Source organism: Chryseomicrobium imtechense, assembly GCF_041475995.1.
GTDB lineage: Bacteria > Bacillota > Bacilli > Bacillales_A > Planococcaceae > Chryseomicrobium > Chryseomicrobium aureum.
Window position 1 is genome coordinate 264,937 of the sequence record NZ_JBGOBM010000001.1, and the last position, 24,730, is coordinate 289,666.

At 41.5% G+C, this 24,730-nt stretch carries 25 protein-coding genes; 8 read left to right on the forward strand and 17 right to left on the reverse strand.

Annotated elements, in window-relative coordinates:
• Window positions 1-304: 304 nt before the first annotated feature.
• The gene (locus AB5N96_RS01360) at window positions 305-1,378 is read right to left on the reverse strand and encodes a CAP domain-containing protein (protein WP_392456117.1); all 1,074 of its coding nucleotides are present in this window, start codon (window positions 1,376-1,378) and stop codon (window positions 305-307) included.
• Window positions 1,379-1,510: 132 nt separating this feature from the next.
• Between AB5N96_RS01360 and AB5N96_RS01365 the strand changes: the two genes are divergently transcribed.
• Both AB5N96_RS01365 and ytvI read left to right on the forward strand, forming a co-directional pair.
• Window positions 1,511-1,876 (forward strand): YugN family protein, encoded by a 366-nt coding sequence (locus AB5N96_RS01365; RefSeq protein WP_499704456.1) that lies wholly within the window; start codon window positions 1,511-1,513, stop codon window positions 1,874-1,876.
• A gap of 62 nt (window positions 1,877-1,938) precedes the next feature.
• Complete coding sequence (ytvI, locus tag AB5N96_RS01370; RefSeq protein WP_338032417.1) at window positions 1,939-3,000, forward strand: sporulation integral membrane protein YtvI; 1,062 nt, start codon at window positions 1,939-1,941, stop codon at window positions 2,998-3,000.
• Between the two features lie 40 nt (window positions 3,001-3,040).
• Here ytvI and AB5N96_RS01375 read toward each other — a convergent pair whose 3' ends face one another.
• From AB5N96_RS01375 to cyoE, 7 genes are all read right to left on the reverse strand, one after another.
• Complete coding sequence (locus AB5N96_RS01375; RefSeq protein WP_204588949.1) at window positions 3,041-3,502, reverse strand: DUF420 domain-containing protein; 462 nt, start codon at window positions 3,500-3,502, stop codon at window positions 3,041-3,043.
• Window positions 3,503-3,522: 20 nt separating this feature from the next.
• Window positions 3,523-4,428: a cytochrome c oxidase assembly factor CtaG gene (gene ctaG / locus AB5N96_RS01380; protein WP_342525933.1), complete on the reverse strand. Its 906-nt coding sequence runs from the start codon at window positions 4,426-4,428 to the stop codon at window positions 3,523-3,525.
• Between the two features lie 648 nt (window positions 4,429-5,076).
• Window positions 5,077-5,412: a cytochrome c oxidase subunit IVB gene (ctaF, locus tag AB5N96_RS01385; protein ID WP_342525934.1), complete on the reverse strand. Its 336-nt coding sequence runs from the start codon at window positions 5,410-5,412 to the stop codon at window positions 5,077-5,079.
• Between the two features lies 1 nt (window position 5,413).
• Window positions 5,414-6,046: a cytochrome (ubi)quinol oxidase subunit III gene (locus tag AB5N96_RS01390; protein WP_204588946.1), complete on the reverse strand. Its 633-nt coding sequence runs from the start codon at window positions 6,044-6,046 to the stop codon at window positions 5,414-5,416.
• Window positions 6,046-7,911, reverse strand: a complete 1,866-nt coding sequence (locus AB5N96_RS01395) for a cytochrome c oxidase subunit I (protein WP_499704457.1) — start codon at window positions 7,909-7,911, stop codon at window positions 6,046-6,048. The genes AB5N96_RS01390 and AB5N96_RS01395 overlap by 1 nt, the downstream gene beginning before the upstream one ends.
• Window positions 7,912-7,929: 18 nt before the next feature.
• Window positions 7,930-9,009, reverse strand: coding sequence for a cytochrome c oxidase subunit II (gene coxB / locus AB5N96_RS01400; protein ID WP_204589366.1), 1,080 nt, complete (start codon window positions 9,007-9,009; stop codon window positions 7,930-7,932).
• Between the two features lie 69 nt (window positions 9,010-9,078).
• Window positions 9,079-9,996: a heme o synthase gene (gene cyoE / locus AB5N96_RS01405; RefSeq protein ID WP_204588944.1), complete on the reverse strand. Its 918-nt coding sequence runs from the start codon at window positions 9,994-9,996 to the stop codon at window positions 9,079-9,081.
• 302 nt (window positions 9,997-10,298) lie between these two features.
• Between cyoE and AB5N96_RS01410 the strand changes: the two genes are divergently transcribed.
• Window positions 10,299-11,219, forward strand: coding sequence for a COX15/CtaA family protein (locus tag AB5N96_RS01410; protein WP_338032416.1), 921 nt, complete (start codon window positions 10,299-10,301; stop codon window positions 11,217-11,219).
• Window positions 11,220-11,480: 261 nt separating this feature from the next.
• Here AB5N96_RS01410 and pyc read toward each other — a convergent pair whose 3' ends face one another.
• The 3 genes from pyc to AB5N96_RS01425 form a co-directional block, all read right to left on the reverse strand.
• Window positions 11,481-14,921 (reverse strand): pyruvate carboxylase, encoded by a 3,441-nt coding sequence (pyc, locus tag AB5N96_RS01415; protein ID WP_499704458.1) that lies wholly within the window; start codon window positions 14,919-14,921, stop codon window positions 11,481-11,483.
• Between the two features lie 21 nt (window positions 14,922-14,942).
• Complete coding sequence (locus AB5N96_RS01420) at window positions 14,943-16,109, reverse strand: FtsW/RodA/SpoVE family cell cycle protein (RefSeq protein WP_204588942.1); 1,167 nt, start codon at window positions 16,107-16,109, stop codon at window positions 14,943-14,945.
• An 85-nt stretch (window positions 16,110-16,194) separates the two neighbouring features.
• Window positions 16,195-16,479: an Fpa/YlaN family protein gene (locus tag AB5N96_RS01425; RefSeq protein ID WP_204588941.1), complete on the reverse strand. Its 285-nt coding sequence runs from the start codon at window positions 16,477-16,479 to the stop codon at window positions 16,195-16,197.
• A 161-nt stretch (window positions 16,480-16,640) separates the two neighbouring features.
• Between AB5N96_RS01425 and AB5N96_RS01430 the strand changes: the two genes are divergently transcribed.
• Complete coding sequence (locus AB5N96_RS01430; protein ID WP_499704459.1) at window positions 16,641-17,138, forward strand: peptidyl-prolyl cis-trans isomerase; 498 nt, start codon at window positions 16,641-16,643, stop codon at window positions 17,136-17,138.
• Window position 17,139: 1 nt separating this feature from the next.
• A complete protein-coding gene (locus AB5N96_RS01435; protein ID WP_499704460.1) occupies window positions 17,140-17,343 on the forward strand; it encodes a YlaI family protein in 204 nt (67 codons plus the stop codon).
• A 35-nt stretch (window positions 17,344-17,378) separates the two neighbouring features.
• On the opposite strand, the gene AB5N96_RS01440 is transcribed toward AB5N96_RS01435, so the two are convergent.
• Together AB5N96_RS01440 and typA are read right to left on the reverse strand one after the other, a co-directional pair.
• Entirely contained in the window at window positions 17,379-17,702 is a 324-nt protein-coding gene (locus tag AB5N96_RS01440; RefSeq protein WP_338032415.1) for a YlaH-like family protein, read from the reverse strand.
• Window positions 17,703-17,718: 16 nt separating this feature from the next.
• Window positions 17,719-19,566 carry a translational GTPase TypA gene (typA, locus tag AB5N96_RS01445; RefSeq protein ID WP_204588938.1) on the reverse strand — a complete coding sequence of 616 codons (1,848 nt, stop codon included), beginning with the start codon at window positions 19,564-19,566 and terminating at the stop codon, window positions 17,719-17,721.
• Window positions 19,567-19,670: 104 nt separating this feature from the next.
• Here typA and AB5N96_RS01450 point away from each other — a divergent pair, with 104 nt between their 5' ends.
• The gene (locus AB5N96_RS01450; protein WP_204588937.1) at window positions 19,671-19,859 is read left to right on the forward strand and encodes a YlaF family protein; all 189 of its coding nucleotides are present in this window, start codon (window positions 19,671-19,673) and stop codon (window positions 19,857-19,859) included.
• Window positions 19,860-19,887: 28 nt separating this feature from the next.
• Here AB5N96_RS01450 and AB5N96_RS01455 read toward each other — a convergent pair whose 3' ends face one another.
• Window positions 19,888-20,676, reverse strand: a complete 789-nt coding sequence (locus tag AB5N96_RS01455) for an inositol monophosphatase family protein (protein ID WP_204588936.1) — start codon at window positions 20,674-20,676, stop codon at window positions 19,888-19,890.
• 96 nt (window positions 20,677-20,772) lie between these two features.
• Entirely contained in the window at window positions 20,773-20,964 is a 192-nt protein-coding gene (locus AB5N96_RS01460; RefSeq protein ID WP_204588935.1) for a YkzI domain-containing protein, read from the reverse strand.
• A gap of 87 nt (window positions 20,965-21,051) precedes the next feature.
• Here AB5N96_RS01460 and AB5N96_RS01465 point away from each other — a divergent pair, with 87 nt between their 5' ends.
• Window positions 21,052-21,666 carry a YktB family protein gene (locus AB5N96_RS01465; RefSeq protein WP_499704461.1) on the forward strand — a complete coding sequence of 205 codons (615 nt, stop codon included), beginning with the start codon at window positions 21,052-21,054 and terminating at the stop codon, window positions 21,664-21,666.
• Window positions 21,667-21,680: 14 nt separating this feature from the next.
• Here AB5N96_RS01465 and AB5N96_RS01470 read toward each other — a convergent pair whose 3' ends face one another.
• Window positions 21,681-21,962: a UPF0223 family protein gene (locus AB5N96_RS01470; protein WP_204588933.1), complete on the reverse strand. Its 282-nt coding sequence runs from the start codon at window positions 21,960-21,962 to the stop codon at window positions 21,681-21,683.
• On the reverse strand, window positions 21,962-22,921 hold the full coding sequence (locus AB5N96_RS01475; RefSeq protein WP_204589363.1) for a nitronate monooxygenase: 960 nt from the start codon (window positions 22,919-22,921) through the stop codon (window positions 21,962-21,964). Before AB5N96_RS01475 ends, AB5N96_RS01470 begins: the two co-directional genes overlap by 1 nt.
• Before the next feature lie 100 nt (window positions 22,922-23,021).
• Here AB5N96_RS01475 and AB5N96_RS01480 point away from each other — a divergent pair, with 100 nt between their 5' ends.
• Window positions 23,022-24,491 (forward strand): aminotransferase class I/II-fold pyridoxal phosphate-dependent enzyme, encoded by a 1,470-nt coding sequence (locus tag AB5N96_RS01480; RefSeq protein WP_204588932.1) that lies wholly within the window; start codon window positions 23,022-23,024, stop codon window positions 24,489-24,491.
• Window positions 24,492-24,730 lie beyond the last annotated feature (239 nt).

A 24,730-nucleotide genomic window follows, 5' to 3' on the forward strand; every position in this document is an offset into this window, starting at 1 on the left:
CTTTTCCAGCAATTATTATAGGTTCACCTACATTACTCGTCTCGAGCGCGTACCAAATCGCCACTTTTCTGTCAGGCATGACAAGTGCGTCTGGTGCGTTTTTTTCATGTCTAGCAGTGGCTGTAAAGGTTCTTCAAAACGTGGATTGTCTAAAGTGAATATAACTCTCTTGCATTGTTTTGATGCGATGCAACCAATCGTTCCCCTCTTCTTGCGGTCTCTGTCCCCTCCATATCCAATCACAATCGTACTATTAAAATACCGCTCACCATTTGGTCATTTATGACAGATGGCGGCGGTACTGTTATTCGGACTCCTCTTGAGCAATCTCTATAAAATTTTGCGTGTAATACTCTGAAAAGACTCCTACTCCAAGATGCGTATAAGTAGGTTCAAGAATCGTTTCTCTATGCACTTTTGAATTGATCCAACCATTGATGGCTTCTATAGGATCTCTGTAGAGGGCGGCACTATTCCCTCCAGCTCTTTTGAATGGGATTTCAAACTCTTCCAGTTTGTCTTCGTATTTAGAAAGCTCAAATTCCTCTTGCATCACTGTCTCACTCTTTGCAAGCTCTTGACTATATTCTCTAGCAATTTGAGCAAGCGCAGGATACGTATTTAAAGCTTCGACGCCATGACGCATACGATACAAATTGGTCAAGTCGAACAATTCTCGTTCAGCAGCTCGGTCCACAGCATTTTGAATTGCTGACGTTGGATACGTTGTTTCGACCATTTCCCCCTCGTAGTAGGTGTCGTATGCACGGTGCATCAACAATACTTCAGGAGTAATAAAACGCACCCCTTCTAATTGATTGTCGAAAGTATCAATGTAGAGTTGGGCGAATAAACCTTCGTATTGAACCAAGATTCGGCGTTGTGTATCGGAAGGACTCAATGACAGGACATAGGTGCTGTCATTTAACTCCAGTCCGATTTCAGGAAGCACTAATGTGAACCTATAAATCTCTTCGAGTGATTGCCCCACCTTATAAGGATTGACCTGTGCATCTTCTCCGGCAGCATATACTTGATTAATGATGCCATCTTCTACACCCACCATTTGATAACTGATCACATCATGTTTATAAATATGCCATTCATAATTATACAAAGAAGGTTCGATTCGAAGTGGATCACCATAAGCCTTTCGCCATTCTTCAATTGGTTTCCCTACAAAAGTCGAGACTCCTTCTTTCGGTCGCGAAAAAACATTGTAATCAGGAGTTGAGTCTGTCAAATTCTCTTGAGGCAATACTTGTCCTGTTTGTCTTTCTTCTGTTAAAAGCTCATTTTCTTGAACCGGTTGATCAAATAAGACGAAAGCAAAGACAACTATAACTGCTGCTATAAATAACTTCGCTAAATTGTTCATCTGCTCTCCTCCCTTTTCATTTTAGTATAGCAGTGAGCGCTGTTCTGACACAATGTTGTCATTGCATCAGATCATATTTTCCTATACTATTAAGTAGAAGAAATAGGGTGAAAACCTAAAGGAGGGTGTTCCATGTATTTTGAAAATACTGGTCTAGAGAATTTAGTAGTGGATTTGAACCTACTGGATGACATTATGAACAAACATGGAATGGTTCGTGCTGGTGCATGGGACTATGAGCGTGCTACGTATGACAAGAAGTTTGTAATTCGTGAGGGCACATATTACCTTCGCGTGTTTACGTATACAACGGATGGAGATGTCGGTGCACACGATGCGATGATGACTCTAATGAAGCCGGTTGTTGGAAAGCACTACTATCCACACGGTGTTGAATACGGAGAAGATGAAGTGTTCCCAAAACACTTACTAAAATCATGTGAACAAACGCTTGCATCTATCCGTGCTGACTTACAAGCATTTGAGATTCGCGCATAATTTGAAAGGAGTAGAGGTCACTCTACTCTTTTTTCTTACCTACTTCTAAAGGAGCGCATGCAGTGAAAGTGAAACGAATCGATCGTACACTAGTACGAAATATTATTTTACTAACTATCTTAGCTATTCTCGCACTTGTCATTTTGCCGGTCTCGGTACCTATCATTTTGGCATTACTTGTTGCCATTTTTGTTGAACCACTTGTACATTTTTCACAAAATCGCTTTAAGTTGAGCCGCAAAACTTCCGTAATAGTGAATTACACACTAACGTTCGGATTGTTTATCCTCTTATTTTACTTTATGATTACTTCATTAATTTCACGCATTATCGAATGGTCAAAAGCCTTCCCTTCTTACTTAAACGATTTGGGTGTTATATGGATCAATTTACAAAATCAACTTTTTGATTTAACTGCAGGTCTTCCCCTCGAAGTCGTGGAGTCCATTCAAACTGAAGTCGATGCCACTTTAAATAGTTTACAACTTTCACTTTTAGCAATTGTCAATTACGACAACATCACAAGCTTGTTGGCTGGAATTCCAAATTTGCTTGTAAGTTTTATTGTGTTTTTAATTGCTCTCTTTTTATTTATGTTAGATCTACCAAACTTGCGTGGGAAGTTTTTTAGTTACTTCTCTAACGAAACTGCAGATAAAATCTTATTTATGTATTCTGGAATTAAACGCGTTATTTTTGGTTTTATGAAAGCCCAAGTAATGGTGAGTTTCATCATTTTATTTGCTAGTTTAGTTGGCTTATATATTATTATTCCGGAATATGCATTAGTGATGGCCCTTATTATCTGGGTAATTGATGTAATCCCAATACTCGGCTCCATTATTATTATGGCGCCTTGGGCAATTGGCGCATTCGCGATGGGAAATATCGCACTTGGAACAAAATTAACTATTTTAGGAATTATTCTTCTGATCATTCGCCGAACAGTCGAACCTAAAGTTATGGGTGTTCAAATGGGACTCTCCCCACTTGCTGTTTTAATCGCTATGTTTATTGGTGCTAAATTATTTGGCTTGGTAGGCTTTATCGTAGGCCCATTGGTCGTTATCATTTTCACGACAGCTAAAGAAGCTGGCATTATTAAATTAGATTTCAAACTATAGTAAAAGCCTTTCCGATCAAAGTGATCGGAAAGGCTTTTTATTAATTCCCTAATATTGCTTTAAAAAGTGAAGTCGTTTCTCCACCCGTATAGAATACGTAAAGAAGACAATAGACAGCGACTCCTGTAATAGCTACAAAAAACCAGACTACTGATGTAATTGGTCCCCATTTGCGATGTTTTTCGATGTTGTTTTTGAGACCTAAGTAAAGTGTGGTAAGACCAAACACAGCACCTGTAGTCGCCAAAATAATATGGAAGATTAAAAATAGCGTGTAATAAATTTTGATATCGTCTGGTCCACCAAATGCTGTGTTTCCAACAAAAAGTGTGCGCGATACGTAAATAATAAAGAATGTTAATGCCGATGCAGCAGCAGCTAGCATCGTTTTTTTATGTGCTTCAATTTTTCTTTGCTTGATCAAGTACCAGCCAATTGCGACTAGTATAGCACTGAGTACAATAAAAAATGTACTGATTGTTGGCAATAAGGGTAGCGTCATTCCAATTCTCCTTTAAGTCTTTATACTCTCGTTTGAAGATCGCGAATAGCTTGTTCTGTAATTTCATCTGCTCGGTCTTGCTCATTACGGTACCAAGCAAAAAATACACTAGATAACAATACAGCATAAATGAGCTCTTGGATAATTTTCATAATGATTCCGCCAAGCTGTTGATCTTCATGAGCTGACATGCTTGTAAATAATTCTGGTCCAGATAAAGATAATTGGGAAAGAGTCGATGCTGGAACACAAAGCTCCATCGCTTTTTGCCAAGCATCTGCATCTGTATAAGTAGCATACATCGGGTCACTTGCAAAAATGATAAGCGCACAAGCGGGTGTAATTAATACGGCACTTCCTATAATAAATCCAATTTTTTTGAGCCCATGTAGCGTTTTTTGATTTTTCGTCACATCGACCACAGACCACCACATAAAGATGGCAGATAAGAATAACGCGAATGTCACTACGGTGTGTAAAATTTCATTCATTTTGATTTGATCAAAAATTAATGGAATGTGGTAGAAAGAAAAGAATGCACTAAATACAACTAGCGCTAGCAATGGCTTTGTTACAAAATTAAAGGGTTTTGCAAAAAGCGGTTTGCTGAGAAGCGTCTCCCAAATCCACCATGGAATCCCTTTCATCAGGAGGATCGGAATTAATAGTAACAGTATAGCCATTTGTGCCATATGTACCGAGAATAAAATATGACCTATCAAGTCAACAGGTGATCCTTTGACGATGTACAGAAGTAGCATACTCCCTACAAAGTATGAACGTTCTGAAGATGTTACTGGCTCAGACACAGCAAAGCGATGACGTCCTGGTCCGGTGATATAGAAATAGCCCGCTGTGAGTAGAGCTAGAATAACAAATAGATAGGGACTCCAGTTTGCGACAAAACCGAATTCTGAAATTGACAAGGTATCTCACCTCTCCTTATGCAGTCACTACTTGTATTATAGCCCCGAAATGCGTTCACATCAATGAACAGGGAGTGAACATTCTTATTAGATGTGGAGCCGACTGGTCAGAAATTGTGCGAAATGACAGCGGAGCCCGTGAAGCGTGTTTTGCTTCATGGGATGCGATGGCTTTTTGCGGGATTTCTAGGAGGCGCAACTCGATTTCATTCGAAGTCGAAACCCGATAACCCGAGATGTGGAGAACTCCACTCTAGAACTTTTAATGTCGTCAATCTCTGGCGCTACGGTAGTGAGTTCCAGGGGGAGCATACCGGAGCCTCCTCTTGGCATACGAGAAGCTTGCACTTCTCGCAGCCGAGGAGACTCACGACGCGCCCTCGGAAAGCAGCCCCTCCACTCCACTCTAGTCTTGGAAGAATCTGTGCCTGTCACCCAATCAAATGAAGTGAAATAAATAAATCCCAGCAGTTCCCAAAAGGTACCTGTCCCCCAAACAATTCCAACACAATTTATAAATATGTATATAATAACGAAAAAATCAGCTGTCAATTTGCATGATGAATGAATAGTCATGAATGTCAGAATAGTGTTTGGGACAGGTACCTATAAATAAAAAAAGACCCCCAAACCGGGGGCCTTTCTCACTTACCACCAAACAATCGTTAAGAATGTGATGACAAATGTAAAGCCGAACAATGCGCCACTGTATAAGAAGAACGCAGCCATGTTATGGCCTTTATCACTCATATGCATGAAATAATAAAGTTGAAGGACTACTTGTACTGCTGCAAGAAGCAAGATGATAGGTGCTACATAGAATGCAGACATGCCTGCAGCTACTGTTGCAAAAGCGATAAATGTTAAGAAAATCATAATCGCAAAAGTAACGACTTGCATTTGCATGTGATGTGAACGTTTGCGACGCGCGTATTCATATTGTGTCTTGTTTTTCGCTACAACAACATGTGTATCGTGACCCATCTTAACCCATCACTCCCATCAAGTAAACTACTGTGAAGATGAATACCCACACAACATCAATGAAGTGCCAGTATAGTGAAGCTGTGTAATACTTCTGCGCATTGTATACAGACAATCCGCGTTTTGCATTACGTAGCATAAGAAGGATGATCCATCCTAAACCAATCACTACGTGAAGACCGTGTGTTCCAACTAATGTAAAGAATGCAGAAGAGAAAGCACTCTGTGAGAAGTAGAAACCAATGTGTACATAGTGATAGAACTCGTAGATCTCAAGAGCCAAGAATCCTAGACCTAGTAATACAGTGATTGCCATCCATGTTTGCATACCACGGAAATTAAAGTTCTTCATGTGGTACATTGCGTAAACAGATGTTAAAGAAGATGTTAAAAGTAACATCGTCATAAGGAATACAAGAGGTAATCCTTCACTAAACAAAGACTGTGTCGTGAATGTCATACCTTCTGGACCTTTATCTTTCAACGCTAAATATGTTGCGAATAAAGATGCGAAGAGAACAGTCTCTCCACCAAGGAATAACCAGAAACCTAAGAACTTATTTTTACCTTCAAGATTAGCCGTTTCCGGATGTTCCGGCCACGTTTGTGGGGTATATTTAATTTCTTCAGCCATTAGTATTTACCCCCTTTGTCATCCATTAAATCTTCTTTATGGATATGATATCCGTGGTCATCTTTCCATGAACGGACACCCATAGAGATAAGTGTGATGGCTAGACCGATTACTAGTACCGGAACAGCCCACGTTTTTTCACCGTTGTAAAGTGCACCAAATGATGCGATGAACAGACCAAGTGACATTACAAATGGAATGAATGAGTTGTTTGGCATGTGAATATCGCTAAGTGGTTCAGCGTATGTCATACCTTCTTTATTTCCTTCTTGTTTCTCGATCCAGAATGTATCTAGACCACGAACAAGTGGTGTACGTTTGAAGTTGTAGAATGGTACTGGTTGTGGAATCGCCCACTCAAGTGTGCGTCCATCTTCCCAAGGATCCGTTCCAGCCGGTTTGTTTTGAACAACAGTTTTCACGATGTTCACCACTAACACGATAACTCCAAGTGCCATGAATACGGCACCACCAGAACTGATTGCGTTGAATGCGTCCCAACCTTGATCTCCTACGAATGTGAATACACGACGTGGCATACCCATTAATCCTAAGAAGTGTTGGATAAAGAATGTTGCATGGAAACCGAAGAAGAATAACCAGAATGTGATTTTTCCAAGTTTCTCATCTAACATTTGGTTGAACATTAACGGCCAGTACAAGTGCAGACCCGCTAAGATTGCTAGTACTACCCCACCTACGATTACGTAGTGGAAGTGAGCTACGATGAAGTATGAATCGTGTAATTGGTAATCAAGTGGTGCAGCTGCCTGCATGACCCCTGTTACTCCACCTGCTACGAATGAAGGAATAAATCCTAAAGCGTAAAGCATTGGTGTTGTGACTTTGATGCTACCGCCCCAAATTGTGAGGAGCCAGTTAAAGATTTTCACACCAGTTGGTACCGCAATTGCCATGGTCGCTACAGCGAAGATTGCGTTTGCTGTTGGCCCAAGACCTACTGTAAACATGTGGTGAGCCCATACCATGAATCCTAAGAAACCGATAAGAACTGTTGCAAATACCATCGCTGAGTAACCGAATAAACGTTTACGTGAGAAGATGGCAAAGATTTCAGAGAAAATACCGAATGCCGGTAAAATCAGGATGTATACCTCAGGGTGACCGAAGATCCAGAATAAGTGCTCCCAGATAATTGTGTTTCCACCCATTGTATGATCAAAGAAGTTCGCACCGAACATACGGTCAAAGATCAAGAAGAAAAGACCGATTGTAAGTGGTGGGAATGCGAATAAAATAAGTGCAGATGCGACAAACGTTGTCCACGTGAATAGTGGCATACGCATATATGTCATACCAGGTGCACGCATGTTAATGATTGTTACTAGGAAGTTAATCCCGGCAATATACGTACCGGCCCCAGAGACCTGAAGTCCAAGTGCGTAGAAGTCAATACCATTTCCAGGTGAGTAAAGCGAGAGCGATGCATACGATGTCCATCCAGCATCTGGCGCTCCTCCCATGAACCAAGATAGGTTAAGGAAAATTCCTCCGAAGAAGAACAACCAGAAACCAAGTGAGTTTAAGAATGGGAATGCAACGTCACGTGCTCCAATTTGAAGTGGAACTACGGCATTCATATATCCAAATAATATCGGCATGGCAGCAAGGAAAATCATTGTCGTACCATGCATAGTAAGGATTTCATTGTATAGACCGGCACTTAAGAAGTCGTTACCCGGTACAGCTAACTGGATACGAATCAGCATTGCCTCGATACCACCGACAATGAAGAAGAATCCACCTGATGCTAAATAAAGGATGGCAATTTTCTTATGGTCAACTGTTGTAAGCCAGTCCCATAATACGGAGCCAAAGCCTTTTTTCTGTGCGATTGCGCTCACAGTTCCTACCTCCTTCGACTATTGCTTATTTTCTACTGATAAGCCCATTAAATACGCAGCTAAAGCATCTAACTCTTCATCTGATAAGTTAGGGTACTCAGGCATATTGTTTCCTGGCTTGTATTCTTGTGGATTCTTGATCCAGTCTTTTAAGTTTTCTTCCGTGTAATCTAAGTAACCAGCTACTCGGTTACGATCGCCAAATGTCGCCACGTTTGGACCTTGTCCCTGTGCAACAGCTCCGCCAACTGCAGATACTGCGTGACATCCGATACAACCGTTTTGAACGAATAACTCTTCACCTTGAACTGCTAGATCAGATTCAGGTGCAGATGGTTCTTCATTCGCAGCTGCTACCCACGCGTCGAAATCTTCGCGGCTAACAGATTTTACTTTAAAGTCCATTAGTGCGTGAGACGGACCACATAGCTCAGCACATTTTCCGTAGAAAACGCCATCTTTTAAGCCTTCAGATTCAATATCAAATTCTAAGTAGAATTTGTTCATGTTTTCAACGTTTGTATCTAACTTACCACCGATTGATGGAATCCAGAAGGAGTGCTTCACATCTGCTGCCATCAAATTGAAGTAAACGCGTTCTCCAGTAGGAACGACTAACTCTTGTGAAGTTACGATGCCTAAGTCTGGATATTCAAACTCCCACCAGTAAAGGTGTGCGTTTACGTTTACAGTTAATGCTGTTTTGTTACCTTCTTCGTCTACTTCTTCCATTCCAGCTACTTCAGCTTGTGTATATGTATAATACACAGTCGGAACTGCCAAAATAACGAGTAAGATGATTGGAATAACTGTCCAAAGAATCTCAAGTTTAGTGTTTCCTTCTACTTGTTCAGGAATTGTATCTTCCCCAACTTTTGAGCGTCTGAATTTCATGAGTGCCATTACATAGACAACAACAACGACAATAATTACGAAGGTCATAATTGCAGTAGAAAGAATCAATAAGTTAAATTGTTCAGAAGCTACTGGACCTCGTGGAGTCAAAGTTGAAATTTGCTCTTGGCCACAGGCAGCTAGGAAAAACATAAGCGCCGCTAGCATTGAAAAGAGTCGCCATTTTTTTAGCCCTTTCATCATCGCTAAATCAAACCCCACTTTCATAGTTGTAATGTTCTTCGCTTACGGATGTGCTCTACATGGTTCTTATTAGATAAAGATTGCAAAGATCACAATCGATACGAATAAGATCGTCATGTAGTTTAGGGAATAAACAAACATTTTGGTTGCCCACTTTAAATCATCTTGCGTACGATAGCCTTTTAGAGCAAGCCATAGCCATCCAAGATTGAGAGCTGTTGCAAGGATTAAAAACCCTGTTCCTAATGAACTTAGTAAGAAAGGAACTGGTAACAATGCAAGTACCCAAATTAAAATGGAGCGCTTTGTGCGTTTAAAGCCTTTTACTACTGGTAACATTGGAATGTCAGCTGCTCGGTATTCTTCTGTTCGCTTCATAGCAAGTGCATAGAAGTGCGGTGGTTGCCAGATGAACATAATTAAGAATAATGCCCAAGCTTCCCAGCCAATCACAGGTTCAATTGCCGCCCACCCGATTAATGGTGGAATAGCTCCTGAAATACTTCCTACAACTGTATTGCTGACATGTTTCCGTTTTGACCACATAGAGTAGAGCACGACATAACTAATGATGCCGGCAAGTCCCCAAACACCAGCAGATGTAGATGCCATAAATAACAATATTTCGCCTACAACGAGCAAAGTCAGAGCAATCGTCAGAACCAACGAACTTGAAAAACGACCTGTTACTGTTGGACGCTTGCGTGTTCTCTTCATAATTGGATCAATGTCTTGGTCAATCCAGTTATTCATCGCTGCCGAACCAGCAATTATGAGTGCAGATCCTCCAATTGTCAGCAGTACTAGATCAAATTCCTGTATAAAGCTACGTCCCGTCAATTGAAAAGCCAACCACATACCTGTAAATGCAGTAATCAAATTGGAATTCACAATGCCAATTTTAATAAGTGCTAAAAAATCTTGCATCCACGTTGTCGATTCGACAGTCGGCTCAGACGTTGTAGCTAATGTCGTACTGTTCGACATGTTGCGCCTCCTTTCATTCATGTAAGCATAATCTGCTACTCTTAACTATAACTAAAAACCGTATGAATTTCTAGCGTGTTCCGAGAATTTCACAAATCTATGGCCTACATCGTCATTTTGTCATAACATCTTAATAGTAATGGATTTCTGTTGTCGAGTTGTGAAAAGGAAGGTACGAATTTATGAACAAAGTGTGAAATCATATAGCCGTCACAGGATGGTACCTGTTTGTTCGTTGTTTTTTAGTGCTTTTTTCGCTATCATCTAAAGAGCAGACAAGGTATAGAAATGAAGGTGAAGCAGTGAAAATACATCCATTATTAAAAGTCCTCTCGGTACTCTCGACACTTGGTATGTTGATGATTTTGCTTGGAGGGGCTCTCGTTACAAAGACTGAAAGTGGTCTTGGTTGTGGTCGGAACTGGCCAGACTGTAACGGAAATTTGATTCCAAAAGAAATTACAGCCGAAGTATTAATCGAGTTTTCACACCGCGCGGTCACATTAGCTGTCAGCGTTCTTATTCTCGCTCTTGCGATTTGGTCTTGGCGACGAATCGGACATGTGCGTGAGACAAAATTTTTAGCAATCACTTCTGTTTTTTTCCTAGTGTTACAAGCACTTATCGGTGCGGCTCAAGTATTATGGGGACAAGGTGATTTCATCCTTGCTCTTCACTTTGGAATTTCATTAATTTCATTTGCAGCAGTTTTCTTATTAACATTATTGGTATTTGAAGTAGATAAGAAGTTTGCTTCTAGCAAAATAGTGATCGATAAAAAGTTAAGATGGCATACAATCGGTGTTACGCTTTATTCCTATGTCGTCATTTATACAGGCGCTTTAGTTCGCCATACAGAATCGAGTTTGATCTGCCGCGATTGGCCGCTTTGTCGAAATGATGAATTTGCACTCCCTAGCAATATGTACGAATGGGTACAAATGGGCCACCGAGCTGCAGCAGCGTTGATTTTCATTTGGTTACTGTACATTATGATTTATGCCATTAAGAATTATAAGTCTCAGAAAGTGATTTACTACGGATGGATTATTGCTTTTACATTGGTTGCTCTTCAAGCAACGACGGGCATGTTATCTGTTTTGACTCGCTTAAACTTATATGTGGCTCTGTTCCACTCATTGTTTATTACGTTATTGTTCGGACTCCTTTGTTACATGATACTTCTTGTTTCACGAAGCCGAGCGTATTATACGCGCGATTAATAAATAGTAAAAAATCGAAAGAGAGTTCTCGCAATTGAGAATCTCTCTTTTTTAATTGTTTAGGGCGTGCAGGGGAAGCATTCCGCGGGCGCGGGCTGAGCCTCGGTCTCAGCTTCCGCTTTTAATCCCGCTGGAGTCACCCCTGCACTCTTTTCAAGAATGACACTTCTAAATTTTTTAAACACTATCTAGATAGGCTACTTCCAAAAAAAGCACCGCTCCTTGTACAGTTCACAAGAAGCGGTGCTTTTTATAGTTCTATTAAGCTTTTTCAATTTCGATTAGTAAGTCACCTGGTGAGATGGCTTCGCCTGCTACTACATGGATTTCTTGGATCACTCCATTAAACGGTGCTTGAACCGTCGTTTCCATCTTCATGGCTTCTGTGATCAACAGGTGCTCCCCACGTTTCACTTTACTTCCTTTTGCCACAGCGACTTTTAAAACAGTTCCTGGCATCGTTGCACCGATATGCTGCTCGTTGCCCGGCTCAATTTTACGCTTCGCTACATGGCTGACTTCCACATTGACATCTTGAATATAAATTTCACGTGGTTGCCCATTTAGCTCAAAGTAGATTGTTCGCTGCCCTTCAAGGTTCGCATCACTGATTGAAACTAGTTTGACCATCAGCGTCTTCCCTTTTTCGATTTCCACTTCAATCTCTTCTCCAAGTTTCATTCCGTACAAGAATGTTGGCGTATCGAGAACTGAAACGTTCCCAAATTGATCCACTGTCGCACGATACTCTTCAAAAACTTTTGGATAAAGAATGTGTGCAAGCACTTCATGGCTGCTTACTGGTCGGTTTAACTTGTTGAACAATTCATCGCGAACGGCCTCGAAATTCGCAGGCTCTAAAAGCTCACCTGGACGAACTGTGATTGGTTTACGATCTTTTAAGATGACATGCTGCAACTCTTCCGGGAAACCGCCATATGGCTGTCCAATGTATCCTTCGAAGAACTCGATGACCGAGTCTGGGAAGTCGAGTGACTGCCCTTTTGTTAACACTGTATATTCATCTAAATCGTTTTGTACCATAAAGAGTGCCATGTCTCCCACTACTTTAGAGGACGGGGTAACTTTGACGACATCTCCAAATAACAAGTTGACGCGAGAATACATGTCTTTTACTTCTTCCCAGCGCTTGCCCAGTCCAACAGCTTTCGCTTGCTGTTGCAAGTTACTGTACTGACCACCTGGCATCTCATGCACATAGATTTCAGAGTGCGGGCTCTTCATGCCACTTTCGAAGTCGCTGTAGTATTTTCGTACTTCTTCCCAGTACTGAGACAATTGCTCAAGTTCCCCAACATCTGTGCGTACTGTGCGATCCATGCCTTTTAATGCATAAGAAAGTGAGCTAGCTGAAGGTTGAGACGTGAGTCCGCTCATCGACCCTAATGCTGTATCCACGATATCTACACCAGCCTCGATAGCACGTGCGTATTGGAAGACTCCGTTTCCACTTGTATCGTGTGTGTGCAAGTGAATCGGTAAATCCGTTGTTTCTTTCAATTCGCTGATCAATCGATACGCAGCTTCTGGTTTTAAAAGCCCCGCCATATCCTTGATCGCTAAAATATGAGCTCCAGCAGCCTCAAGTTCTTTCGCCATATCTTTGTAATACTGAACCGTGTATTTTTGACGGCTGTCGTCTAATATGTCGCCTGTATAACAAATGGCTGCTTCTGCAATCTTGCCCGCTTGACGAGTCGCATCAATCGCTACTTCCATTCCTTTGATCCAGTTCAAGCTATCAAAGATTCGGAAAACATCAATTCCTGCATCTGCAGATTTTTGAACAAATTCACGGATGACATTGTCTGGATAGTTTTTATACCCGACAGCATTCGCACCACGAAGTAACATTTGGAACAATACATTTGGAATGCGTTCACGAAGAACTAAAAGGCGCTCCCATGGGTCTTCTTTCAAGAAACGATACGCAACGTCAAATGTTGCTCCGCCCCACATCTCTAACGAGAAGGCGTCTTTCATGCCATGAGCTGTTTGATTGGCGATTTGATACATATCGTATGAGCGCACACGTGTCGCTAGTAATGATTGGTGCGCATCACGGAAAGTAGTATCTGTAATCAACACATCGTTTTGCTCTTTGATCCACTTCACGACCGCCTCTGGTCCATGTTGATCAAGGAGCTGCTTCGTACCAGAAAGAGAGGATACATCGAATTTTTGGCTCGCTTGTGGCGGAATATGGAACACAGGCTTCGGTTTGCGCTCGATTCCTGGGAATCCATTCACTGATATATTCCCGATATAAGATAATAATTTTGTCCCGCGGTCTTGACGAGATGGGAACAAAAATAATTCAGGCGTCGTATCGATAAAACTTGTATTGAACTTTCCTTCGATGAAATTCGGGTGCTTGACCACGTTTTCTAAAAACGGAATATTGGTTTTGATTCCTCGGATTCGGAACTCTTGCAAGTTTCGGTCCATCTTCGCAGCCGCTTCTTTAAATGTCATCCCCCAAGTGGAGACTTTTACTAATAATGAATCATAGTAAGGCGTAATAACAGCACCTTGGAAGCCATTTCCGGCATCAAGACGCACTCCAAAACCACCACCAGAACGATACACCATTAACTTTCCTGTATCTGGCATGAATTGGTTTAATGGATCCTCTGTCGTTACTCGCGACTGAATAGCGTACCCAAACAATGGAATTTTGTCTTGTGCTGGTATACCCATCTCTTCACTGTCTAAGCTTAGATCGCAGGCAATTTTTATTTGTGCATGCACGATATCAATTCCCGTAATCATTTCAGTGATTGTATGCTCTACTTGAATACGAGGATTTACTTCAATGAAATAAAACTCATCATCTGTCACTAAAAATTCAACCGTACCTGCATTGACGTAATCAACGTTTTTCATCAGTTTGACAGCCGCATCACAAATCTCCATACGCAACTCATTGCTAAGTGCGTTAGATGGCGCAATCTCAACAACTTTTTGATGGCGACGTTGAATAGAACAGTCGCGCTCATACAAGTGAATCAAGTTGCCATGGCGATCCCCTAGTATTTGTACTTCAATATGTTTTGGTTTGTCGACAAATTTTTCAACGTACACTTCATCTGAACCAAAAGCTGCTTTTGCTTCCGATTTCGCACGATCATATGCTTCCTGTAAATCTTCTTTTGTAGGTACCACACGCATGCCTCGACCACCCCCGCCGAGTGCTGCTTTAATCATAAGTGGATAGCCGTATGTATCACCGAACGCTTCTAGTTCTTCTAGAGAGCTGACTGGACCATCACTGCCTGGAATGACAGGGATACCTGCTTGAATCGCTTGATCACGTGCCTTCACTTTGTCCCCGAACATATCGAGGTGTTTTGAAGTCGGGCCAATAAAGATGATTCCCTCTTCTTCACAACGTTTCGCGAACTCTAGATTTTCAGACAAGAAACCGTACCCTGGATGGATAGCATCCACGCCAGCTTCTTTCGCGATTTCAATAATGTTTTCGATGTCTAAGTACGCATCAATTGGTTTTTTCCCATCTCCCACCAGATACGATTCATCTGATTTGAAGCGATGAAATGAGCCGCTGTCTTCGCGAGAATATATGGCAACTGTACGAATACCTAGTTCGGTACAAGCTCGAAATACTCGAATTGCAATCTCTCCGCGGTTTGCTACTAAAATCTTATTAATTTTACCCATGTTTCATCGCCACCCTTTGCATCAATTTTTAGATTTTTCATACCGTGCAAACATCGATACATTTACTAAAATTCCAAGTGCTGCTGAAAATAAGATCAGTGCGGTCCCTCCATACGAGATGAAAGGTAATGGCACACCTGTAAGTGGAATAACTCCTAGCATTCCGCCTAAATTCACAAATGTCTGGAAGCCAAAAATGGATGCGATTCCAGCTGCTATCATTCGTCCATGTGGATCACGACCCGTAAGTGCAATCGAGAGGCCCTTAAATACTAGGAAGAAAATGCCGAGTAAAATAATCCCTACACCTATAATCCCAAGTTCTTCTGCAATCACTGCCATAATGAAATCCGTATGAGGCTCAGGTAAGTAGCCATATTTTTGATTGGAGTTTCCAAGACCAAGGCCTGTAAGCCCACCAGAACCAATCGCTAAGTAGCCGTTTACAATCTGGTAGCCGAAGGAATCCTCATAGGCAAATGGATTAAAAAATGCTTCGAGTCGACCAAGACGTTTTGGTGTAATTATTGACTCTCTAAAAAAGTATAGCAAAATACCAATTATCAGAAAAGCGCCAAAAATTAAGCCGAGTAATTTTGAGAACACTTTAAATTTTACGCCGCTTGCAACAATCACTGTAATACATACAAATGTAATGATCATAGAGTTCCCTACATCTGTCTCTAACATGATGGATGCGACCGCTGCTGCCATGATGATAATTGGCGGATAGATTGAATTCGTTAAATCATTTAAAGTCCCTTTTTGAATCTTCTTAGCAAACAAACCTGAGAAATACAATACGAGCACAATCTTTGCTACTTCAGAAGGTTGAAGGTTGATCGGTCCTATATATAACCAGCTCTGCGAACCAGCTGCTCCTCCACTTCCGATAAAGTGCACGAGTATGAGCAATAGGAACATCACACTGACCATCAACATCATCATATATTTATTTTTAAAGTGTTTGTAAGGAAATAAGGACATGAAGAAGAAGACGGGCACTGCAAGTAGCAGATTGGTTTTTTGTTGTTGGAAAAAGTGGTCGGGGGCCCAGTCATATTTTTCTACTGCCCAATAAAATGAAGAACTGTAAATCATGACGAGTCCGAAAATACACAACACCAAATAGACAAAGACAATTGAAAAATCTGTATAACTAAAATAACGTTTCAAATAAGTTTTCATTTAGAAGTCACCTTGCTCTTGTTCGTAATAGATTTTGTGTGCAGAATTTATGTAGTAAAAAAACTCAAACACGGACTGTTTGAGTTCATTTACGATCAGTATATGTTTCGTGTAAAAGTGACATTTCCTTTTCAAGTGACGCGAGAATTTCTTTGCCTTCTTCTCGTTGAATCAGGCCAAGCTTCACAGCAAAGTCAATCTCTCTAGAGAGACCAAACATTTGCGTATCTAATACCTCTTCATAAAGAGGACATTGCGGCATTGTTAGGTTGTCCAGTTGCACTTTAATCAACTGAGCAATTTTATCAGCATCGTTTTTCAAAAGCGATAGGGCCTTGTCACGATACGACTGCTCGATTTGTATATCCATATGAGGACGCCCCCATCTAAAAATTCTAGTTTGCCTTCTTAAAGTGTATCTTTCTACCACTAAAATTGCAAGCAGAGACGAGGTGCAGTTAAGGAAAAATACTTTGTTCCTCTTTCCTTTCACGGTATACTAACTACAGATAGAACTTGGAGGGAAAAACTATGGATATGATTATTCCAGTAAAAGGTGCTGTGAAATTTCCAATCACAATTGATCCTACAGTATGGATTTTTGATGATCGTAAAGTCGATCTAGATGAGTTTTTTAGTGAGCAATATCAAGAAGTGAATCAAGAAGATGAGTACACAGATGTAACATCAAAGCAGTGGTCTCGTGAGATTACAGAAGGTGCCGTATTTCCACCTACTTTAAAGTCTGAGAAGAAATACGAGCGTACAAAATTACTCACGAATTCATACGCTATGCCGCTAGAGTCATTTATCAAAAATGCCGAACCAGCTTCAGACGCTTCAAACTTGGTCATTGAAACAAAGGGCTCAGAAGTTCGTTATTCACTGGCAGACCTACCGACATTGCTTGTCCAATTTTCCAAGGAAGGAAAGCCATTAAAAGAAGATGGTCCCGTTTATCTGCTTCATAAAGATGGAAGCAATCTGAACGCCCCTCTCAAGTATGTTAGTGCTTTCCGGGTGGAATAGGATGCGGGTGAAATGTGTGATTTGTGACCGTATTGACCGCTTAGAAGATGATCTGCCACTAGCAAAGAAATTGCGAAATCGTTCAATCACGACCTATATGTGTCCGGAATGTGACGAACGTATTCGTGTGAAGACAGAAGCACGAGTAGCTACTGGAAACTTTCGATTCTTTAGAAGTTCTCACCCTACTGAAAATGAATTTTAAAAAACCTCGGAGAAAAATTTCTCCGAGGTTTTTTGTTATGCCGTCGTGCCTCGCTTTTCAAGACGCATACGGATTTTATAGATGATTAAGATCATCGCAGCGACAATCAAGCCCTCGACGATTGGCAGGAAAAATGCCAAAAACGTCAGTACTAGACAGCCAATGAACAAAAATAGATAGATCACAATGTTTTGTCCTAAGCGCAATCTTTTGGCGAATCCAAGTTTATAAACGAGAACAGACAAGGCGAAAATGATAAAAAACAAGACATACCCTGCCACATCAAAGTTAGGCATCTGCTCGTATATGAACCGGGATAGTGCTGACATCCGACCAAAGACAAATTCTTGTTCTTCCACTTAGAGTCTCTCCTTCCTAGGATTGCTCCGCGTACTTCAATTTCTTAGCAATACGCTCACGTTCGTTCTTATCAAGCACTTTTTTACGTAAACGAATCGATTGAGGTGTGATCTCACAGTACTCATCGTCATTCAAGTATTCTAACGCTTCTTCAAGTGTCATAATACGTGGCTTTTTACGCGTAGTTGTTGCTTCTTTGTTTGCAGAACGGATGTTGTTTGCAGCTTTTACTTTTGTAATGTTGACAGTTAAGTCATTATCACGCGTATGCTCTCCAACAATCATACCCTCGTAAATATCTGTACCTGGCTCTACGAAGATCGTACCACGGTCTTCTACTCCAAGAATCCCATACTCCGATGCTTTTCCAGTTTCCATAGAAACAAGAACACCTTTAGAGCGTCCACCAACACGGCCTTGCGCCATTGGTTGGTAGCTATCAAATGTATGGTTGATGATTCCGTATCCACGTGTAAGTGTTAAGAAATCAGTTGTGTATCCAATTAATCCACGAGCAGGAACCATGAAGATCAAACGAACTTGACCTGATCCGTTGTTGATCATATCAAGCATTTCACCTTTACGTTCACCCATTGATTCAATGATAGAACCAACGTGCTCTTCCGGAATATCAATTTGAACGCGCTCAACAGGTTCCATACGGACGCCGTCAATTACACGTACAATAACTTCTGGTTTCGAAACTTGAATCTCGAATCCTTCACGACGCATGTTTTCGATTAAAATCGATAAGTGAAGCTCACCACGACCTGAAACGACCCAAGCATCTGGAGAATCAGTTTCTTCTACACGTAGAGAAACATCTGTCTCAAGTTGTGCAAGCAAGCGTTCTTCAATCTTACGAGCTGTAACCCATTTCCCTTCACGACCTGCAAAAGGACTGTTGTTTACTAGGAACGTCATTTGAAGAGTTGGCTCATCAATACGCAGAATTGGTAGTGCTTCTGGTTGTTCAATCGGACAAACCGTCTCCCCAACGTTGATGTCTTCCATTCCAGAAACCGCAATTAGATCTCCAGCTTTTGCTTCTTGAATTTCAATACGCTTTAAGCCCATGAAACCAAACATTTTCGTTACACGGAAGTTTTTCACAGTTCCATCAAGTTTCATTAGTGAAACTTGTTGACCTACTGTCATTGTTCCGCGGAATACGCGACCAATTCCAATACGTCCAACATAGTCGTTGTAGTCAAGTAGTGCTACTTGGAATTGAAGTCCTTCGTCACTGTTGTCTACTGGTGCTGGGATTTTTTCAATGATTGCATCATAAATCACCTGCATGTTCTCTTCTTGATCTGCAGGGTCTGATGAAAGACTCGCAGTACCGTTCATGCCTGAAGCAAAAATTACAGGGAATTCTAATTGGTCATCATTTGCATCTAGTTCGATGAATAGTTCTAAAACTTCATCAACCACTTCTTCCGGACGAGCAAAGTCACGGTCAATTTTGTTTACTACAACGATTGGTTGCAGGTTTTGTTCTAGAGCTTTCTTCAATACGAAACGAGTTTGTGGCATACAGCCTTCGTATGCATCTACAATAAGAAGAACACCATCTACCATTTTCATGATACGTTCTACTTCTCCACCGAAATCGGCGTGTCCAGGTGTATCTAGAATATTGATTTTTGTATCTTTATACTGAATCGCGGTATTCTTAGCAAGAATCGTGATTCCGCGCTCTCTTTCAATGTCATTCGAGTCCATTGCACGTTCTTCTACATGTTCATTTGAACGGAACGTACCTGATTGTTTCAACAATTGGTCTACTAACGTTGTTTTTCCATGGTCAACGTGAGCAATAATAGCGATATTACGTAAATCTTGACGAGTATTAGTCATTTTTCCACTCCATATTCTTTTTTCGAGTCCATAACTGTGATATTATAGCACAGAAAGCATATAAAAAACACCTTTGAGTTTTTCCCTTAAGGAGGAAAAGTCCGATGAAATCGATTAAATGGGTATTCGTCCTATATTCAATCCTTGCTATTTTAGCGATGGCTTCTATTGGTATAGCTGTTTCATTCCGCAGTGTTCCTTTTGTCATTCTTGCAATTTTAGCACTTGCTGTAGTAATGGGCCTTGGTTTTAAAACTAAAAAAGAGTACCGAGAAAAAGGATTACTCGATTAAAAAAAGCTGCCGACTTTGGCAGCTTTTTCTATGAAATTAAATAATCTTTAACGAGTTCCTCGAATAATGCAGGATTAGCAATAATGAACGGCTGTTTTTTCAACAGATCAAATTCCCCGCCACCAAGCGTTCCACAAAGTGCTCCCACTTCGTTTGCAATGACCATTCCACCTGCTACGTCCCATGCTGAAAGACGCATCGAGAAGTACGCATCCAACCTTCCTGTGACGACATAGCTAATCTCAAGTGCAGCTGACCCATAAGATCTTGTACCACGAACACGTTTGATAAGCTTCGCGACTTGGTGATGGTCAATGTGACGGTTTGGTGCTACCCAAGAAGCATTGACGCCTAGTAAACTATCTTCAAATTCTACATTTTTTAACTGAGGCAAGAGAACTCCATTTTGATAAGCACCTTGGCCACGAATGGCTGAAATCAGTTCACCTGTCATCACCTGATAGATATAGCCGAGTTCGCCTACTCCGTCTTTATAGATACCAACCGTTATACAAAAATTGCGCTGTTGATTAATAAAATTTGTTGTTCCATCGATAGGATCTACAATCCAAACGTAGCCGTCCCAATCTGTAATGGTATCACCAAATCCTTCTTCACCAAGTAAACGGTGTTCAGGTAAAGCTTCACTCACTTCTTTCACAAAAAATTGTTCTGTCTCCATGTCAATATTGGTGACAAGATCTGAAGGAGAACTTTTTTCAGTGATTGTCATTTCTTTATGTAGTGATTGCTTGATGCGTTCTCCTGCTCGAATGATGATGTCTTGAGCAAGTGCATCTAGCTGGGATAAATTCATTTGTTCTCCACCTCCTGTACGTGGTTTTAGTGTAACAAAAAAAGCACCCTCTGGCATTAAAGTTGCAGTGGGTGCTTTACGTTATTAAGCTCTTCATTAGGTCGATAACTCCTTCAGTTCATTTGTGATTTCGAAAAGTCGGTGTTTTACGCCTTCTATCTCTTTTTTGTCTTGTCTCTCGATAGCATCATGCAAGGAAGCTAAGAAATAATCAAGATCTAGCTCTAGCATTTGCTTTCTCTGTTTGTCTATCTCATCTTTTCGAACAATGTGAATGACTTGGCGCATTGTAAGTCCCCCTTTCTGTCGAATACTTGTTACAAGATTTTTACCCGGATGTCATATAAACTAAACCTAGAGGAAAGGAGTTTTTTCATGAGTTATTGGACAAAAAAAGATTTCAACGTATTTAAAAAAGAAGGACTCGAGGCTAGAATGGAGGGACTTGACACACATATTCGACCGAAATTTCATGAGCTAGGGGCTCATTTTTCGGATGAACTTGCTGCAAAGCTTGGTCACGAAATGTTTCCACATGTTGCCAAGCATGCTCGCAGAACGGTCAATCCACCTAAAGATAGTTGGGTAGCCTTTGCACCTTATAAGCGCGGCTACAAAGCATTGCCACACTTTCAAATCGGATTATGGGAAAGTCACCTCTTTGTCATTCTCGCTGTGATTTATGAAGCGCCGACTAAATCGGCAATTGCGGATCGTCTCGGTAAAAAAACGTCTTTGATTACATCCTTGCCGAGCGACTTCTTGATTGCAGGTGATCATATGAAACCTGATGCAGAACCGATTACAAAATCCACGACGAGTCACTATTTGACACGTCTTCGTACAATAAAAAAAGGCGAGCTCGTCATCGGACGTCACCTAAACGTCGATGAAACAGCTGCCCTGTCGAAAAAAGAGTTTTATCAGTTTGTCGATGAAACATTTGAGGAGTTACTTCCACTCTATCGTGAAATGACTTCACTGAACTAAACGGCTTGTGCCGTTTAGTTCTTTTTCATGATTTTAATTTTTTCTTGCCCTTCTTTTGCAGCTTTCACCACTGGGTATGCAGCATACCCACTCACTCCCTCAAACTCTCGGAATGAAGTTTTTTCTTCAGCGATTGAACGCACCACTTCTTTGAAGCGTTTATAGTGTGTCATCACAGTATCACGCGTTGTCCCTTTTTCGTAAGCTGCCTCGACGACTTGATAAAACTCGATCACAGCAACGATTTCTTCTGTCGTCCAGTCGAATTCCAGCGGATAGCTATACTCATTTGCCATCAGTTACACCATCTTTCTTTTACATCATTGATTTGTTTCGAAATACGCTCAAAAAGTTCTTCGACGGATGGCACATCATCAATTAAGCCAACCGCTTGTCCCGCCCAGCCAAAGCCTTCATGCGCATGTCCTTCGTATATAAACTTTTTATTTGCTTCCCCACTAATATAGTTTTTAAGAGCTTCATATTCTGGCGTCTCACTCTCAATAGCAAGGATGCGCTCTGTCCATTCAGATTTCAAGGCACGTGCCGGCGCACCGATACTACGCTTTATGACGACCGTGTCTTGCTCACCCGCTGTGAGAATCGCTTGTTTATAAGTTTCTGATGCATGCACACATTCTTTTGTTGCAATAAAGCGTGTTCCCATCTCCACACCTTCTGCACCAAGTGCCAAGGCTGACATAATTCCATATCCATCCGCGATTCCGCCTGAAGCGATTACAGGTATATGAACCGAATCTGTCACTTTACGAATTAGTATTTGAGTAGAAACGTCATCGCGTCCAAGATGCCCTCCCCCTTCTTGCCCAACGACCATTACGGCATCTGCACCTAATTCTTGCGCTTTCACTGCTTGCCGAACAGCCGCTACTAGAACGAGCTTCTTAACAGGGACATCTCGTAACATGTCAAATAGTGGCGCAGGATTTCCTCCTGTCATGGTCACTACAGGAACCTCTTCATCAATTGCTACTTGTAGCATATGCTCAAACGGACGTCCGTGCTGCCCGATTGCGTAGTTTACGCCAAATGGTTTGTCCGTCAACTCACGAACGCGCTTAATCTCTGCTCGTAACTCTTCCGGCCCCGGCAAGCTCATGGCCGTGATTTGTCCGAGTCCACCAGCATTTGAAACGGCAGCACATAAATCGGAATAGGCAAGGTAGGCAAGCCCCCCTTGAATGATTGGAAATTCAATCCCTAATAATTCTGTAACACGTGTTTTCATCTCTATCCCTCCCTCTTTCAGTCTATCAATTTTTTACTTTCTTTAGTAGCATGGAAATGCTATACTTCACTTGTTTTCTATTTCAACAATAAAGGTGGTTAGCACGTTGTCACAATTAGAAACTCCCCTGTTCGATGCTCTTCTCAAGCACCGTAACAGGCATCCGATTCAGTTCCACATTCCTGGTCATAAAAAAGGACAAGGAATTGACCCGGCATTTCGAGAGTTCGTTGGCGATAATGTATTGTCGATCGATTTGATTAATATTGCCCCTCTGGATGATCTTCATTCTCCTAAAGGTGCCATTAAAGATGCCCAACATTTAGCCGCAGAAGCGTTTGGTGCTGACGCCACATTTTTCTCTGTTCAAGGGACAAGTGGTGCCATCATGACAATGATATTAACAATTTGTGGACCGGGAGATAAGTTATTAGTTCCTCGTAATGTTCACAAATCCATTATGTCTGCAATTGTATTTGCAGGCGCAATTCCAGTCTTTATTCATCCAGAAGTCGATACGGAACTGGGAATCTCTCACGGGATTTCTGCAGAATCTGTAGAACGCGCTCTAGATGCACACCCTGATGCTAGTGGCTTACTCGTCATTAACCCGACATATTTTGGATTTGCAGCGGATTTAAAGCGCATTGTCGATCTGGCTCATTCTCGTGATATTCCGGTCGTTGTTGATGAAGCACACGGCGTTCACATTCACTTCCACAATAAACTCCCGATTTCTGCAATGGAAGCTGGAGCCGACATGGCTGCGACATCTGTTCATAAATTAGGTGGTTCGATGACCCAAACATCTGTGTTGAACGTTCGTGAAGGACTTGTGTCATCAAAACGTGTTCAATCGATATTATCGATGTTAACAACAACATCTACTTCCTATCCACTGCTGGCGTCTTTAGATACGGCAAGACGTCAACTTGCGATTCATGGATATGATTTGATTGATCAAGCGATTAAGATTTCTAAAGATGCACGAAAACGTATTAATTCTATCCCTCACTTGTACTGTGCAGGAGTCGAGAAGTTACGCACATCAGCAACTTATGATATGGACCCTACTAAAATCTTGATCAGTGTAAAAGATTTGGGTATCACGGGCTACGATGCAGAAAAATGGCTGCGTGAAAAAGCGAACATCGAAGTTGAGCTTTCCGACTTGTATAACATTTTGTGTTTGATCACACTTGGTGACTCACGCAAAGAGGTCAATTTGTTGATCAATGCTTTGATACGTATGTCTGCTGCATTTGAGTCAGACGCTGAAATTAAAGAAACAGAAGTAACTTTGCCAGAAATTCCGGCTCTTGCGATGTCTCCGCGTGATGCATTTTATGCAAAAACAGAAACAATGAAGTTATCAGAAGCGGCAGGACGCATTTCTGCAGAGTTTGTAATGGTGTACCCACCAGGTATTCCAATATTCATTCCAGGGGAAATCATTACGCAAGATAATATCGACTATATCGCAATGAATATTGAAGCAGGTTTACCGGTTCAAGGGCCGGAAGACGATACGCTTGAGATGATTCATGTGATTAAAGAGACGAAAGCGATTTTTTAGATTTAGATGTGGAAAACGCCGCTTTAGAAACTCCGAGGAAATCCGGCTTGCCCGTGAAGGCGCTCTCCAGCCTTTGCGGGTGAGGCGGATTCCAGAGCGTGTTTCTGGCGTTCGGAACTCGATTCCAGTTAGATGTGGAGCCGACTGTTCAGAAATTGTACAAAGTAAAACGTTGAGTTCCACTGCGGGGCTGCTTTCCGTTGGCGCTGCGTGAGCTTCCTCGTCGCAGGCTCCTGCGG

Coding starts and splice junctions, on each gene's coding strand:
- AB5N96_RS01360 (WP_392456117.1), bottom strand. CDS start 1,378: ATGAACAATTTAGCGAAGTTATTTATAGCAGCAGTTATAGTTGTCTTT.
- AB5N96_RS01365 (WP_499704456.1), top strand. CDS start 1,511: ATGTATTTTGAAAATACTGGTCTAGAGAATTTAGTAGTGGATTTGAAC.
- AB5N96_RS01375 (WP_204588949.1), bottom strand. CDS start 3,502: ATGACGCTACCCTTATTGCCAACAATCAGTACATTTTTTATTGTACTC.
- ctaF (WP_342525934.1), bottom strand. CDS start 5,412: ATGGGTCACGATACACATGTTGTTGTAGCGAAAAACAAGACACAATAT.
- AB5N96_RS01390 (WP_204588946.1), bottom strand. CDS start 6,046: ATGGCTGAAGAAATTAAATATACCCCACAAACGTGGCCGGAACATCCG.
- coxB (WP_204589366.1), bottom strand. CDS start 9,009: ATGATGAAAGGGCTAAAAAAATGGCGACTCTTTTCAATGCTAGCGGCG.
- cyoE (WP_204588944.1), bottom strand. CDS start 9,996: ATGTCGAACAGTACGACATTAGCTACAACGTCTGAGCCGACTGTCGAA.
- pyc (WP_499704458.1), bottom strand. CDS start 14,921: ATGGGTAAAATTAATAAGATTTTAGTAGCAAACCGCGGAGAGATTGCA.
- AB5N96_RS01420 (WP_204588942.1), bottom strand. CDS start 16,109: ATGAAAACTTATTTGAAACGTTATTTTAGTTATACAGATTTTTCAATT.
- AB5N96_RS01425 (WP_204588941.1), bottom strand. CDS start 16,479: ATGGATATACAAATCGAGCAGTCGTATCGTGACAAGGCCCTATCGCTT.
- AB5N96_RS01430 (WP_499704459.1), top strand. CDS start 16,641: ATGGATATGATTATTCCAGTAAAAGGTGCTGTGAAATTTCCAATCACA.
- AB5N96_RS01435 (WP_499704460.1), top strand. CDS start 17,140: ATGCGGGTGAAATGTGTGATTTGTGACCGTATTGACCGCTTAGAAGAT.
- typA (WP_204588938.1), bottom strand. CDS start 19,566: ATGACTAATACTCGTCAAGATTTACGTAATATCGCTATTATTGCTCAC.
- AB5N96_RS01450 (WP_204588937.1), top strand. CDS start 19,671: ATGAAATCGATTAAATGGGTATTCGTCCTATATTCAATCCTTGCTATT.
- AB5N96_RS01455 (WP_204588936.1), bottom strand. CDS start 20,676: ATGAATTTATCCCAGCTAGATGCACTTGCTCAAGACATCATCATTCGA.
- AB5N96_RS01460 (WP_204588935.1), bottom strand. CDS start 20,964: ATGCGCCAAGTCATTCACATTGTTCGAAAAGATGAGATAGACAAACAG.
- AB5N96_RS01465 (WP_499704461.1), top strand. CDS start 21,052: ATGAGTTATTGGACAAAAAAAGATTTCAACGTATTTAAAAAAGAAGGA.
- AB5N96_RS01470 (WP_204588933.1), bottom strand. CDS start 21,962: ATGGCAAATGAGTATAGCTATCCGCTGGAATTCGACTGGACGACAGAA.